This window comes from Singulisphaera photorubra (genome assembly GCF_045290345.1).
In the GTDB taxonomy this organism is placed as follows: Bacteria; Planctomycetota; Planctomycetia; order Isosphaerales; family Isosphaeraceae; genus Singulisphaera.
The window spans coordinates 5,269,608-5,284,196 of record NZ_CP155447.1 but is presented as its reverse complement, the minus strand read 5'-3'; the positions used below and the strand labels follow the sequence as shown (position 1 = coordinate 5,284,196).

Sequence of the window (14,589 nt, the reverse complement as noted above, 5' to 3'; positions counted from 1 at the left end):
GGCCCGACACGTGCAACCGGATTATGCCCGATGCTATCGAACGCTCTGGGATCGCCATTGGTGGTGGCGTTCGCGTGAAGCGTACTTGCTCGGGTGGATCAAGCGGCTGCACAGTAGGTCACCACGGGAGCGAATCCTCGACGTTGGCTGTGGCGACGGCCTCTTCTTCGAGCAACTTGAACGGTTCGGCGCGGTCGATGGTCTGGAACCGGACGCCAGCCTGGTGAACGACCCGCGATGGCGGTCTCGGATCCGGGTCGGCTCGCTCGATCACCGATTCCAAGGGGCCAGTGACTACGACCTGCTCCTGATGCTTGATGTCCTCGAGCACATCGGCGATGACGGCGAGGCCCTTCGGGCGGCCCGCTCAGCCTTACGGCCGGGGGGGCACCTGGTGCTGACGGTCCCCGCCCTCAGTTGGCTCTGGAGTCAACACGACGTCGCCAATGAGCATTATCGGCGCTACGACCCGGGGGGCCTGCGCACGGTGCTCGCCGCTTCGGGCTTCGAGGTCGAGACTGTCCGCTTCTTCTTCTTCTGGACGGTCGCTCCACTGCTGGCCAGGCGCTGGCTGGCCCCGGCGAAGCCGGGTGGGGGCGATGGGACGGCCGACTATGCGGTTCCCGTGCCTCCGGCCCCGCTCAACGGGGCACTCACCCTCCTGAGCCTGGGCGAACACGCCCTGGGCAGGATCGTACGCTGGCCCCTGGGAACGTCATTATTGGCGATCGCCCGCCGCCCAATCGACGCCGATTAGCCACATCGGGATCATCACGGTCCTTTTCCGAAGACGAAGAGGTTGCTCTTCGCGGCGATCCGAAGAGAATAGCATCGTGAATCCACTTCCAGCCGCTACCCATCGAACCGGTCGCTCCATGATTCTCAGTGTCACTCTGAACCCTTGCCTCGATAAGACCTTGACCGTCCCCGCCTGGCATCCCGGCGACTCGGTGCGCGGACAATCCGTGCGCGAGGTGGTCGGCGGCAAGGGGAACAACGTGGCCCGCGCTCTCACGCGCCTGGGCCGAACGGCCCGCCCGGTCACGTTCTTGGGAGGGCCGGTCGGCGACCACTGCGCGGCCTTGCTCCAGCGCGACGATGGCCTCGACCCGCTGATTACCCCCACCGAGGCGCTCACCCGCGTCATCCTGACGGTGCGGACCGAGAACTCCCCACTCCAGACCGCTTTCTTCGACCCCGATCCGGCCGTCACGACGACCGAGGCCGAGGCCCTGTTTCATCGCGTCGAAGGGGCGCTGGCCGAGGGGACCGTGACCGCTCTGACTCTCTCGGGATCCAGCCCGTCGCCGGTCACCCACGGCCTCTACAGCGACTTGATCGCCCTGGCCCGCTCGCGGCGGATTCCGGTCTTCCTCGACACTTACGGACCGGCCCTCGACGCGATCTGGGGTTTCTGGCCCGAAGTCATCCAGCTGAACCGGCGCGAGGCGGCGATCCATCTCCGCAAGCCGTCCGTCACCGATGCCGACGTGCTCGGAATGCTCGAGAGTTGGTCGCGGCACGGGGTTCGTTACGGTCTCGTCACAGACGGCTCAGGTCCCGTCCTGATCCGGCACCGCAACAAGATTTTCCGCGCAACCCCTCCCGCCATTGACGCAGTCAACCCGATCGGCTCGGGGGACTGCCTCCTGGCAGGTTTGGCCGACGCCTGGCTGTCGGGACTCGATCCCGAGGCGACGATCCGCCATGCGATCGGTTCCGCCGTGGCCAATGCGCTCGTCTGGGATGCTGGGGCCATTGACCCCGAGGAAGTGAAGCGTCAGGGAGAAGCGGTGGAGATCACCCTTCTGGATTGAGTCGAGCCTCACACGCGTTCTCAATTCGTCTCGATGAGGCCGGGATGCTTGAAATTCCAAGCGAGTTTGCATCCCGGCCCAGAGCCGAGGTCATCGGAAGCCGCCCCCTTTGGCTGGTTGCGACTTCAGGTGCTCCTGGTCGAGTTTCCACCCCTCTGCCCTGAGCTTCTTGATTTCATTCAGAGTCTTGAGTCTCTCCATGAGTTCCATGGTTTCCTCGGGAGTGATCTCACCTCGTTCCGCCTTCCTCTCCAGTTCGGTGAGTAGGTTGTCCTGAGCGTTCTCGTTGGAAATGATGAGCACTCCCTCCTTGACCTTGTATGCCAGGCCGAGCTGACGAAGCAGGAGGGTGAGGGTGGTCTTCAAAGGGACTCCCTGCAGGTCCATGGTGATCGATGAGGTCGTTGTCCTTTCGGCTTCCTGAAGCCCGGCCGGGTCAACGTAGATCGGGATTGCCTTACCCTTGGGACCCGCTAATGCGGAGTTGATGTACTTCAGCACGTCCTCGAGAGGCGTTTCATTGCTGAAAATCATATCAACCGGTTCCTCGAGCTTTTCGAGGAGGGCTTTCGACCTGGCATCTTGATCCGATCGATTTGGTCCGGTCCGTCTGCTGGGTAAGTCTTCTTCCGAGCCCGCCTTCGCCCGGGCCAACATCTGGTTGGCCTCCAGGAGGTAGAACTCCATTTGGAGGGGCAGGATCTGGCTCGCTGGGCCTGACTCGAGCCGGATCACGATTTCCCTGAGCGCGCGGATCCGGGTGAGATGGTCCGTGAGGGCTTCGATCTGCTGGGCTGGCGTTCGGTCCGAGTCGTTCAAAATTTCTTTCGACCACCGGACGAGATTGTTGAGCTTCAAGCCAGTGGGGTCTTCCTTGCCATACGATCTGATCGCGTCTTGAAAGATCAGATTGGCCAGTCGGCTCTGGGACTTACCATGGGAGGGCTTTGCCGTTCCGGTTTTCCGCGGCTCAGTCGCATTGGGTTGGGGGCTGAGGGGTGGGGTGGTTGCGCTGCCGATCACGCTTTCCTGGGGCGCTTCGCCAATCAAGGAAGCCGATTCAGTCTCTGGAGGGTCGTTTGACTGTTGCGCGACCACGCCGACGCTTCCCGCCATCAAGCCCAGGATCAACAGCGCCGCGGTCGCTGTTCTCAGTTTGGTCAAGAACATCGTTGTAAGCACCCCTTTCAGCAGAGCGGCCACCGACGCCGAGACCATCCCGGCAGTGATTGGGCCGGCCGCCACTTGCATGGCCGTCGCCACCGTAGTCGAACGGAGGGTTTCGGGGACGACGGCCAACGACTTGCGAGACAGCGTTGTGGCCGCGAGTGCCACGGTGAGGCTGAGGCCACGCCGGACGAGCCTTGTCTTCAAGAGTTCGCGAGCCCGGACGAGCCGGCCCTTGACCGTGCCCAGGGGCCATTGAAGTTGGTTGGCCGCCTCTTCGTGGGTGAATCCTTCGAGGTGGCAGAGCACGATCGGTGCGCGGTACTTTGCGGGCAGGCGGCTGAGCTCGTCGTCGAGGACCGGCCCAAGCTCAAACGTGGTCGTGTCCGTTTCGGGTGCCACGGGGGCAGTCATCAGATTGGGCTCACGCCACCGGCGTCGCGCTGCTTCGGACCGTGCTCGTAACGCCACGCGATGTGCGACCCCGTAGAGCCAGTGGCCGATCGCGTCGCGTTCACCGAGCGAGTTCGCCCGCCGAACGAGGACGAGGAACGTGGCCTGGAAGGCATCATCGACGTCGTTCGGATCGACGAGGAGCCGGCGACAAACTCCGAGGACCATCGGCCCATGACGAGCCACGAGGGCTTCGAAGGCAACTTCGTCCCGATCGTTGAGGTACCGGCTGAGGAGTTGCCATTCCGACAGTCCTGCCACCGTCCCCCGACCGAAGAGCCGGCCGAGTTGGTGCAGGACTGCGCCTTCGTGCGCGCTGGCCATAGTGTTGGATCCCTTTGCCCGCGAGAGGTCTTCCCATAATGCGGGAACCAGGGCCTAGGGATACAACTTTTTCTGCGAATTCTCGCGGGAGCAGCCGACCATTGATCTGACGTCGGACCCGCGTGCCCATCCTCTAAAACGAACACGATCAAGTCCGAGGCCAGAGCCAGCCGGATGTACCACGAAGGAAATAGAAAGCTGAGCGCTCCCTGGCTTTGCTCACACCAAACGCAAACAGGGAGCTTAAACAAGCTCCCTGTCCATGCTGCTCTCTGTTGCTGGGGTGGTTCAGATCAGAGGTCGTTCGCCGATAAGGGGGGGCCGTTGAATCAGAGCTGCGTCTCGGCAATCTCGATCGCCTTGAGCAGGCCCCGCGCCTTGTTGATCGTCTCTTCGTATTCGTCGGAAGGGACGCTGTCGTAGACCACGCCTCCACCGGCCTGGACGTAGGCGGTCGTCCCTTGGAGAACCAGGGTTCGCAGCGCGATGCAGGTGTCCATATTACCGGTGAAGTCGATGTAGCCGACCGCGCCGGCGTACGGCCCGCGCTTTTGCGGTTCGACTTCGTCGATGATCTGCATGGCGCGAACCTTGGGGGCGCCCGAGACGGTGCCAGCCGGCAAGCCGGCGCGGAGTGCATCGAACGCCGTCTTGCCCGGACTGAGCTGGCCGGTCACGTTCGACGTGATGTGCATGACGTGCGAGTAGCGTTCCACCTTCATGACGTCGGTCAACTGAACCGTCGAGAAGTCGGCCACGCGGCCCACGTCGTTCCGGCCCAGGTCCACGAGCATGATATGTTCGGCCCGCTCCTTGGGGTCGTTCACGAGCTCTTCGGCCAGGGCCTGATCCTCGGCCTCGTCCTTACCACGTCGGCGGGTTCCGGCCAGGGGGCGAATCGTGACCGTGGAATCCTCAACGCGAACGAGGATCTCCGGCGAGCTGCCGATCAGGCAAAAGTCACCGAAGGGGAGGTAGAACAAGAAAGGGCTCGGATTGACGACCCGAAGCACGCGATAAATATCGAAGGGGGCGGCCGTGGTCTCGAGCTGAAACCGCTGGCTGGGTACGACCTGGAAAATGTCGCCCGCCTTGATGTATTCCTGGCAGTGGCGGACGACTTGCTCGTACCCCTCGCGGGTGAAGTTCGACCGGGGAGTGAGCCGCATCGGGCCGTCGGTCTCGATATCGCGGACCGTCAACTCCGGCCCCGGCTGGGCGAGCCGAGCGGCCAACTCGTCGACCCGGGCGCAGGCCTGGTCGTAGGCGGCGCGGAGGTCTCCCTTGGGACCGGCGGCGACATCGGCATGGGCGACGACCAGAATCGTCTTACGGATGTGGTCGAAGAGGACCATCCGGTTGTAGAAGGCGAACAAGAGGTCGGGCAGTCCGCGGTCATCGGGCGGGCCGTTGGGGAGTCGCTCGGTGTAGCGAACCGCGTCGTAAGCAGCATAGCCGACGGCGCCTCCCGCGAACCGCGGAAGACCTGGAAGCTGCACGGCTCGATAGCGTTCGACCAGGCTCTGGAGGTTCTCGAACGGATTTTCCGAAGTGAGTCGGAGCGGGTTCTCGGGCGTGGCGGTCTCGGTGATCGTGACCTCGGTCCCGCGTGCCTCAAACGTCAGGTACGGCTCGGTTCCGAGGAAACTGTACCGGCCGACTTTCTCGCCGCCGATCACGCTTTCGAACAGAAACGAGGGCGCGCAACGCTCGATCCGATGGAAGGCCGAGACCGGAGTCAGGCCGTCCCCCATCAGTTGGCGGTAGACCGGAACGCATGGCGCCTGCTCGGCCAAGCGACAAAATTCTTCAAAAGAAGGACGATGGGGGCCCATAACCTTCGATACTCGCCCGGACCGGTCTGTCGTGCCCCGAGTCCTCAACGTGATGCTCGATCGCGCGATCCCGGCCGCCACCGATCCGGGCTGGCCGAGGCCCTCTGATCTTAGCAGCCGAAGGGCCCGGAGGCAAGTCGCCCCGGATCGAGCAGCGCAGTTCGAGGGGGCCGCACCCCTTGTCCAAAAGTCTTTTGATGTCAAGATTTAACGCGTAACCGATTAACACGGCCGAAGGTCGCGCCCGGATGGGTGGGTTGCTTGACACCCCGCATGGCCGAATTACAATAGGATTCAGTGAAGCCCCGCGTCTGCGGAAGTCGAATGCAACCGGTCCGCGGCGATCGACCGCGGACCAGGGGCAAGGGTCGTCGGCAACCGGTCGGGGTCGGTGGAGATTGCGAGATGAAATGCCAGAAATGTGCCAAACCGGCCACGTTTCACATCACCGACATCGAACGGGGAAAGCCTCGCGAATACCATTACTGCGACGAGCATGCGCGCCAGCACCTGACTCCGGTCGAGGAAGCGCAGGAGCCGGCTCCGATGAGTGAGCTGGCCAAGAAACTGATCGTCAGCGGAACGGGATCGGCGCGTGAATCGTCCCCCGCCGACCGACAGGCTTGTCCGATCTGCCAGATTACGTTCTTGGAGTTCCGCAACTCGGGCCGGCTCGGTTGCCCATACGATTACGAGGTCTTTCGCGACGAGTTGATGCCTCTTTTAGAGAATATCCACGATGAGACGCGACACTCGGGAAAGGTCCCGAAGCGGGCGCCTCGGAATAGTCAGCAGCAGACGACGTTGATTCAATTGCGGAACGACTTGAAGCGTGCGGTCGCGGCCGAAGATTATGAGACGGCGGCGCATGTGCGCGACAAGATCAAGTCGATCGAGCACGAACAGGGACGTTGAGAACCGGCTCGTCGGATGGATGGTCGACTCATGACGTGTCAGCACTGTCAGGACGAAGCGACGGTCCATCTGACCGAGACGGTCAATGGCCAACGTCGCGAACTACACCTGTGCGTCGCTTGCGCCCGAGAAGCGGGCGTGGCTTTGCCCGAGTCGGCTCCGAGCCTGGCGCTCGATGCAGTCATTCAGAGCCTGATTGTGACGAATGTGGGCGAGCTGGTGGGCGAGCTCGCCAGTCTGACTTGTCCCGATTGTGGCCTAAAGTTCATGGAATTCCGAGCCAAAGGCCGGCTTGGATGTCCCCACGACTATCGCGTGTTCGCGCGGGGCCTGCTCCCCTTGATCAGCCGTACGCACGGTGCGACGCGGCATGTGGGCAAGGTGGCGCGGAGGCGTCCGGCTGAGAGCGAGCGGCTCCGGCTCCGGACCCAATTGCGAGACGCGATCGCCCGCGAAGATTATGAGCTGGCCGCGCGACTGCGCGACCAGCTCCGCCCCAAGGACGCCGACGCATGAATCTGGATGACTTGACGAGAAACTCCGGCGAGTGGCTTCGTGGCACAGGCCCCGAAAGCGATATCGTCATGTGCTCGCGCATTCGACTGGCGCGCAATCTAGCCGACTTTCCCTTCAGCAACCGCGCAAGCCGGGGCGAGAAGACCGAGATCGAGGCGAACTTCAAGGCGTGCATGAGCACCGCCGGCCTCGATCTGGCTTACTTCGATGTCAACAACATGACATCGCTCGACCGCCAGTTCCTCGTCGAACGCCAGCTCGTCTCACGCGAACTCGCCAACGGCGAGGGAGCGCGGGGCGTCGCGATCGGACCGCTGGAAAATATCTCGATCATGGTCAATGAGGAAGACCACCTGCGGATCCAGGTCATGCTCTCGGGGCTCTCGCTTCACGAGGTCTGGGATCGGATCAACCGGCTCGATGACCAACTCGAAGAGTATCTCGCCTACGCCTACAGCGCCCAACTCGGCTATCTCACCGCCTGTCCGACGAACGTCGGGACCGGGATCCGGGTCGGCGTGATGCTTCATCTCCCCGCCCTGGTCCAGACCAAGCAGATCGATAAGGTCTTCCGGGCGCTCCAGAAAATCAACCTGGCGGTCCGCGGCCTCTACGGCGAAGGGACCCAGGCGTTCGGCGACTTCTACCAGATCTCGAACCAGCAGACCCTCGGCAAGAGCGAACTGGAGTTGATCCGGATCCTCACCGATGTCGTCCCGCAAGTCATTCAGTACGAGAGGACCGCACGCCAGGTTCTCATGAATGAACGCCGGCAACACCTCCACGACCAGGTCAGTCGCGCCTACGGTGTCCTCAAGACGGCGCACACCATCTCGAGCGAAGAGACGATGCTCCTCCTGTCAAGCGTACGGATGGGGATCAACCTCGGGCTCATCGACGACCTGGAGATCGCCACCGTCAACGAACTCTTCATTCAGACCCAGCCCGCCTATCTCCAGAAAATCCAAGGCACGGAACTTGGTGTGGAAGAGCGGAACGTCGCCCGTGCTTCGTACCTCCGGAGCCGGTTGTCCAACGGCAGGCACGTTGAACCCGAATGAGCGACCGCTCCGTGCCGAACGGATCGTTTCTTTGACTCTACCCCGGGGCTATGACCTAAACTCCCTGAGCCGGGCCCGCTCGCGGATGGCTCGTTTCGCGAAGCCCGTAGTGTCTTCGTAGAATCGTCGAAGGGTCGACTTCCCGGGGTATAGGTGTGATCGCATTCAGCTTTCAAATTGAGCCGCACGTCATCCTGGACGTCTCAACCGACGCGACGCTGCAGGAGATCCGCGACGCTTACCGACGGCAAGCCAAGAAGCATCACCCGGACGCTGGGGGGGCCGACTGGGCTTTCCGGATTGTCTCTCAGGCATATGAAATTTTGAGCACCGCGCGGCTGGAACTGGCCAGCCGAACGGTGAATGAGGCGGAATCACAGTTCCGCTCGCCCCGGCCCGAAACGAACGAGCACCAGCCTGAGCCAGCCGGTGACCCAAACCGGCCGCTCGATCCCAAGAGACGGGTTGGTGTCGAGAAACTCTGGGTGCGCTACGAGCCCGATCCGCTCTCACTGTTTCAGGACACGACGGGCGACGAGCATTCCCTGAGCTGTTCGCTCAACTTCAAGTGGCCCGACCCCTCGTTCGCGCGCGAACCGATAGAGAGTGCGGAGGCTGAGCAAGTCCTCACTCAACTGGTCGGCGTCTTCGAAGCAATGTGCTCCAAGACGACGGTTGACACGTCGCGAATCCGGATCAATGACGATTCCTTTACCGGCTGGCTGGGCTATTCCACGGCCGAAAAAGCGGTAGAGGCCTATCGGTTACTGCACGGAATGCTCACGAATTATGGCTTCGTGATCCAGAAGTGGGATCGGGATCTGCTGGTCCCTCGCGTCTGGAAATAATCACGGTCGCGAAGCTCGATGGTCGTGACTCAGTCGATCTGCCTCTGCATTTTGGCCATGATCGGGGCGATGATCTGTTCAGGAACAAAGCGGCCCAGCGAGGCCGCTCCACCGTAGCGTGCGATCTGTTTGATGAGCGAGCTCGAGACGTGTGAGTATTCTCCGTCGGCCATGAGGAAGACGGTCTCGACGAATGGGTCGAGCCGGTTGTTCGTCAAGGACATCCCGAACTCATATTCCATGTCGGACAGTGTGCGAACTCCGCGCAAAATCACCCGCGCGCCAATCCGTCGGACGAACTGAACGGTCAGCTCCTCGAACGACTCGACCGAAACGTTCGGGAATGACGCAACGATCTCTCGCGCCAGGGCGACACGCTCGTCGATGCTGAATAGCGAGGCCTTATTCGGGTTGACGCCGATCCCGATGACCACGTGTTCGAAGAGCAAACGGCCGCGACGGATCACGTCGAGGTGCCCGAGTGTGAGCGGGTCAAAAGTTCCGGTGAATACGGCCGTTCGCGACGGGTCGGAAGTTCGCGGAGTCATGATCGTCTTGGGTTGAAGGAAGGAGATGAAGTCCAGGGCCCCGTCCTGACTTACTCTGCGGTATGGCCACGATTCGAGATGAGCCCCAACCGTAAGCGTTCGAGGTCCTCCTCATTAGTATAAACATGGGGACTGATTCGAAGGCGTCCCCGGCGGGAGGCCATGGCGATTCCGTCGGCGCGAAGCCGCCGAACGACCGCGTCAGGGTCGGTGTCTTTGCACTCGAGGGCCACGATCCCCGATAGGTCTTCCGCACGGGGCGAGCCGTAGACCTGCCAGCCGGCTGATCGGGCCAGCTCTCGGACGGCCTCGGCCCGATCGAGGATCCGCTGCGAGACCGCTTCCTTGCCAAGCTCCATGATCAGGCTCAGGCTTGCACCGAAAGCCTGAAGGCCTGGCATGTTAAACGAGCCCCCTTCCCATCGTTCCGCGCTCGGTTTCAAAGTGAAATTGAATCCGGGGGTGTTGAATGAGCTCACCACGCTATGCCAGCCGACACCCAGGGGACGAAGCCGGTCGATCCACTCGCGACGGACGAAGAGCAGGCCCGCGCCCTCTGGTCCGAGGAGCCACTTGTGGCCGTCGGCCGCGAGGAAGTCGATCGGTGTTCGTTTCACGTCGATGACCAAGGGCCCGAGTCCTTGAATCGCGTCGACGAAGAAGGCGACGCCTCGTGCCTTGCAGATCTCGGCGAGGGCGTCGATGTCGTTCCGGAAACCCGAGGCAAACTCGACGTGGCTGATGGTCAAGAGCCGGGTTGTGCCGTCGATCGCCGCCGCCAGGTCGCGCGCCCAGACCCGACCATCACGGCTCGGAACGGTTCGCAACTCCACGCCTCGACTCGCCAGATTCATCCAAGGGTAAATGTTCGAAGGGTATTCCTCGGCGGCGGTGACGACACTGTCCCCTTCACGCCAGGGGAAACCTTCGGCGATCAGCCCAATGCCGTGGGTGGTGCTACCGATGAACGCGATCTCGTCAACGTCGGCATTGAGCAACTCGGCCACCTGGCGGCGCGCCGTCCCGAGCTTGCGTTCCCAGTCAAGCCAGTGGATCACTCCGTTCTGTTCCTGGTCCTCGGCCCACGATCGCAGGACGTTGCCCGCTCGCCGCGGAATGGGCGCCACCGCCGCGTGGTCGAAGTAGGCCCATCGCTCGGTGATGGGGAACTCGGTCGCTCTCAGGGATTCCCAATCCAACGGTTGTTGCCTCCGAACGATCCGGTCGACCTGGTGGAAACTCACGATCAGCCTAACGACCGGCGGGTGGTGGCACCATCCCCGACTCGCTTTGCGGATCGACGTTCAAGAGCGTGTTATCGCGTCGATCAACCCTGAGAGCGCCTGATCGTCGTGCGCGGCGGAGAGGCCGATCCGGAGCCGAGCGGTTCCTTCAGGAACGGTCGGAGGCCGGATCGCGGGGACGAGAAACCCCCGGTCGTGAAGTCGCTCGGCCAATTCCAGAGTCTGCTGTGGCGGGCCGATCAGGACAGGCACGATGGGACCGGCCGATCCGCCGACATCAAGGCCGCTGGCCGTGAGCGCTTGCCGGAGCCTGGCGCTCATGGCATGGAGCCGTTCCCGACGCCACGGTTCCGCCCGGGCGATGGCCAGTGCCTGGCTCGCGGCGGCTGCGGCCGGGGGGGGCAGGGCCGTCGAATAGACGAGAGGCCGAGCCCGATTGATGAGCCAGTCGATGAGTCGTTGCGAACCAGCGACGAACCCTCCCACCGAGCCGAGGGCCTTCGAGAGCGTGCCCACCCGGATGGAAACGCGCTCGGCCACGCCGCAAGCGGCGGCAGAGCCGCGGCCGTCAGGACCAAACACGCCGGTTCCGTGTGCTTCGTCGACGAGCAGCATCGCCTCGAACCGATCGGCGAGGTCGGCGAGGTCGGCCAAGGGAGCGAGGTCGCCATCCATGCTGAAGACGCCATCGGTGGCGATCAAGGAACGGCGAAACCGCCCGCGGTCCCGTTCCAGGATTGAGCTGAGGCGGGTTGTATCGTTATGGGGATAGACCCGAAGCCGGGCACCTGCGAGCCGGGCGCCGTCGATCAGGCAGGCGTGGTTGAGGCGATCGAGATAGACGGCATCCTGGGGGCCGACCAAGGCGGTGATGGTGCCCAGGTTCGCGGCGAAGCCGGAGGGGAACAGGGCGACCGCCTCGGTCTGCTCGAACTGGGCCAGATCCGCGCTCAGGAGTTGGTGGGCGTCGCTCCAACCAGTCACCAGGGGAGAGGCGCCCGCCCCCCAGCCTTGTTCCGCGGCGGTCCGTACCGCGGCGGCGATGACCCGAGGATCAGCCGCCAAACCGAGGTAGTCGTTGGAGCCGAAGTTCACGAGCCAACGCCCCTCACGCTCTTGCTTGCCGGGCGTGGCAGGGCCGTGAGGCACGAGGCGTCGGGCGAGCCCACGCGCGCTCCACGCGTCCGATTCGGCGTCGATCCAGGCGAGTGGATCAGCCATGCGGTGGCTTCCTTGGCGTTCGGAAGGGGGCGTCAGGCTGTCGGAGCAGGGCCGCTGCAAGGTGGCCCCCGAACCCGATCGACAGTTTGAGCGCGGATCGAATCGGCGTCGAGCGACCGGTGTGGGGTGTGCCGTCGAGGTCGCAGGCCGGGTCGGGATCGTCAAGGTTCAGGGTGGGCGGAACGAAGCCGTCGCGCATGGCCAGGCAGGTGATCGCCAGTTCCGCGGCCCCCGCTGCTCCGAGCAGGTGGCCGATCTGGCTCTTGTTGGCCGAGCAGGCGACTCGGTTGGCGTCGTGCCCGAGGGCAAGCCGGATCGCCCGGCATTCGATCGGGTCGTTCACTCGGGTGGCCGTGCCGTGAACATTGATGTGGTCGAGCTCCGAGGCCGAGATCCCCGAGTGCGTGAGCGCCCGCCCGATCAAGGCCGCCAGGCCGGCAGGGTCGGGGTTCATCGTCGTTTCGTGGAATGCGTCTGCGCCCAGCGCTCCGCCAGCCACCTCGACATAGGGGAGAATGCCCCGTGCGCGGGCGTGTTCCTCTCGCTCCAGAACGAGGACGGCTCCTCCCTCACCGACGATGAACCCAGATCGCGATCGGTCCCAGGGGCGAGCCACTCGACTGGGATCGCCGTCGGAGCGGGCCAGGACCCCCATTCTCCGAAAGGCACCCAGCAGCAGTGGTTGGAGTGAGGCATCGGCACTGCCGGCGAGCGCAACGTCGCAGACACCGCGGCGGATCAGTTCCGCCCCCTGGAGTACAGCGACCAGACCCGTGGCGCAGGCTGCGACTGGGGCCAGGCAAGGGCCGAGCAAGTCATACCGCGCGGCGATCAGGCTCGCGCCTGCGTTGGGCCAACACAGGTGTTCCCAGATCCAGGAATGGGAGGGGCCGTCTGCGATCATGGCCGGATCGTGACCCGCCCGAGCGAGCCTGTCCAGGTTCTGCATACAGCCCTTGCTCAGGCCGATCAACGTGGCGACCCGGTCGGAGGCGACTGTCAGGGCCCCCGGTTGAGTCTGGTCGCTCGTGGTCAGCCCGGCGTCGGCAAGTGCCTCTGCAGCCGTGCGTGCGACGATCGAGAGGGTCCGTCCGTCGGAACCGACAGTGTGACCTTCCTCCAGCAGGAGCGGGCATCCCACGTCTCGACGGCCCGGCCCCGAGAGCTCGTCGCTAAGTGCCCTCGCCGCAGTCTCTCCCGCTCGGATTGCGTTCCAAGTCGATTCACGATCGACACCCAGGCCGGTCCACAGGCCGATGCCGGTGACGACGACCTTGGCTGCGCTCGGAGATAAGCTTGGAGACACGGAAGGACGCCCCGCGGGCCCAGGCTCAGGAGCCGAGCACGGATAACCAAATCAAAGTAAGAGCAGTGCGGCCGACTCTTGCGGGGTGATCCCAACTCGCCATCTTCTGTCTTCTGTCGGGTGGGCCGTGCCCACCCGACAAAAGCGACGGCCAGTGAAGAGATCCACGCTTCGATTTAGCCGGCGTGAACCTGGTCGGCTGTGACTTCGAGAGGCCTTGGGGTCAATCCGAGTCGTTCGAAGAGGATTCGGTCGCGGTCGACCTTGGGATTGGGGGTGGTCAGAAGCTTATCGCCCGCGAAGATCGAGTTGGCCCCGGCGAGGAAGCAGAGCGCCTGGTCGGTCTCGCTCATATCGACCCGGCCGGCCGAGAGTCGGACCATCGACTCGGGCATCAAGATCCGGGCGGTGGCGATGGTGCGGACCATCTCCCAGATATCGACCCGAGGCCGGTCGGCCAGGGGCGTTCCCTCGACGGCGACCAAGGCATTCACCGGTACCGATTCGGGAGGCTCGGGAAGCGTGGCCAAGGTGTGGAGCAGTCCGATCCGATCATCCTCGGTCTCGCCCATCCCGACGATTCCGCCGCAGCAGACCGAGATCCCCGCCTCACGGACATGCCCGAGCGTCTCCAGGCGATCTTCATAGGTCCGGGTCGAGATGATCCGGTCGTAGAATTCCTGCGAGCTGTCGAGGTTGTGGTTGTAGGCGTCGAGGCCCGCCTCTTTCAACCGTCGCGCTTGGTCTTCGCTGAGCATTCCGAGGGTGCAGCAAGCCTCCATCTCGAGCGTCTTGATGCCGCGGACCATTTCGAGGACCTGGTCGAACTGGGCGTTGTCACGCACCTCGCGCCAGGCGGCCCCGATGCAGAACCGGGTCGCGCCCTCGTCCTTGGCGCGGCGTGCGGCGGTCAGGACGTCGCCGACGGCCATCAACGGCTGTTTCTCGACGGCCGTGGTGTAACGGGCGGCTTGCGGACAGTAGCCGCAATCCTCGGGGCAACCCCCCGTCTTCACCGAGAGGAGCACGCAGACCTGCACGTGCGAGGGGTCATGGTGCTTGCGGTGGACCTCCGCGGCCCGAAAGATCAGGTCAAGGACCGGGGTCCGGTAGATCTCCGCGACTTCGGCGCGCGACAGGGAAGGATTGGTGACCGGCATCGTTCAAAGGATCCAGGGGTCATCGAAGCAGACGTGACGACGAGAACTTATCTCAGTAGGCCGCTTTGAACCGGTGAACTCGGGTGCCCCGACGGCCACAGGCCAAGGCGTTCTCGCGTAGGCTCGAGCACGCCACCTGTGGTATCCGGCTTGACGGGCACTCCCTTTTCGTGA

Annotated in this window: 13 protein-coding genes; 6 read left to right on the top strand and 7 right to left on the bottom strand. The window is 63.6% G+C overall.

From position 1 onward, the window contains the following. Positions 1–10 precede the first annotated feature (10 nt). Both V5E97_RS20035 and V5E97_RS20030 read left to right on the top strand, forming a co-directional pair. Positions 11–757 (top strand): class I SAM-dependent methyltransferase, encoded by a 747-nt coding sequence (locus V5E97_RS20035; protein WP_406701050.1) that lies wholly within the window; start codon positions 11–13, stop codon positions 755–757. 76 nt (positions 758–833) lie between these two features. Beyond that, a complete protein-coding gene (locus V5E97_RS20030) occupies positions 834–1,817 on the top strand; it encodes a 1-phosphofructokinase family hexose kinase (protein ID WP_406701049.1) in 984 nt (327 codons plus the stop codon). Positions 1,818–1,907: 90 nt separating this feature from the next. Here the strand turns inward: V5E97_RS20030 and V5E97_RS20025 are convergent, their stop codons facing one another. Both V5E97_RS20025 and trpE read right to left on the bottom strand, forming a co-directional pair. After that, on the bottom strand, positions 1,908–3,761 hold the full coding sequence (locus V5E97_RS20025; protein WP_406701048.1) for an RNA polymerase sigma factor: 1,854 nt from the start codon (positions 3,759–3,761) through the stop codon (positions 1,908–1,910). Between the two features lie 329 nt (positions 3,762–4,090). Further along, the gene (gene trpE, locus V5E97_RS20020) at positions 4,091–5,596 is read right to left on the bottom strand and encodes an anthranilate synthase component I (protein ID WP_406701047.1); all 1,506 of its coding nucleotides are present in this window, start codon (positions 5,594–5,596) and stop codon (positions 4,091–4,093) included. A gap of 405 nt (positions 5,597–6,001) precedes the next feature. Here trpE and V5E97_RS20015 point away from each other — a divergent pair, with 405 nt between their 5' ends. From V5E97_RS20015 to V5E97_RS20000, 4 genes are all read left to right on the top strand, one after another. Beyond that, positions 6,002–6,511, top strand: coding sequence for a UvrB/UvrC motif-containing protein (locus tag V5E97_RS20015; RefSeq protein ID WP_406701046.1), 510 nt, complete (start codon positions 6,002–6,004; stop codon positions 6,509–6,511). Positions 6,512–6,541: 30 nt separating this feature from the next. Next, the gene (locus V5E97_RS20010; protein WP_406701045.1) at positions 6,542–7,027 is read left to right on the top strand and encodes a UvrB/UvrC motif-containing protein; all 486 of its coding nucleotides are present in this window, start codon (positions 6,542–6,544) and stop codon (positions 7,025–7,027) included. Further along, entirely contained in the window at positions 7,024–8,088 is a 1,065-nt protein-coding gene (locus V5E97_RS20005; protein ID WP_406701044.1) for a protein arginine kinase, read from the top strand. The genes V5E97_RS20010 and V5E97_RS20005 overlap by 4 nt, the downstream gene beginning before the upstream one ends. 155 nt (positions 8,089–8,243) lie before the next feature. Further along, positions 8,244–8,936, top strand: a complete 693-nt coding sequence (locus tag V5E97_RS20000) for a J domain-containing protein (protein ID WP_406701043.1) — start codon at positions 8,244–8,246, stop codon at positions 8,934–8,936. 29 nt (positions 8,937–8,965) lie between these two features. On the opposite strand, the gene coaD is transcribed toward V5E97_RS20000, so the two are convergent. From coaD to bioB, 5 genes are all read right to left on the bottom strand, one after another. Continuing rightward, entirely contained in the window at positions 8,966–9,484 is a 519-nt protein-coding gene (coaD, locus tag V5E97_RS19995) for a pantetheine-phosphate adenylyltransferase (RefSeq protein WP_406701042.1), read from the bottom strand. A 50-nt stretch (positions 9,485–9,534) separates the two neighbouring features. Further along, positions 9,535–10,683 (bottom strand): aminotransferase class V-fold PLP-dependent enzyme, encoded by a 1,149-nt coding sequence (locus V5E97_RS19990; RefSeq protein ID WP_406701041.1) that lies wholly within the window; start codon positions 10,681–10,683, stop codon positions 9,535–9,537. 105 nt (positions 10,684–10,788) lie between these two features. After that, positions 10,789–11,949 (bottom strand): 8-amino-7-oxononanoate synthase, encoded by a 1,161-nt coding sequence (gene bioF, locus V5E97_RS19985; RefSeq protein WP_406701040.1) that lies wholly within the window; start codon positions 11,947–11,949, stop codon positions 10,789–10,791. Further along, on the bottom strand, positions 11,942–13,255 hold the full coding sequence (locus tag V5E97_RS19980) for a beta-ketoacyl-[acyl-carrier-protein] synthase family protein (protein ID WP_406701039.1): 1,314 nt from the start codon (positions 13,253–13,255) through the stop codon (positions 11,942–11,944). The genes bioF and V5E97_RS19980 overlap by 8 nt, the downstream gene beginning before the upstream one ends. Before the next feature lie 176 nt (positions 13,256–13,431). Beyond that, entirely contained in the window at positions 13,432–14,415 is a 984-nt protein-coding gene (gene bioB, locus V5E97_RS19975; RefSeq protein WP_406701038.1) for a biotin synthase BioB, read from the bottom strand. Between the last annotated feature and the right edge of the window lie 174 nt (positions 14,416–14,589).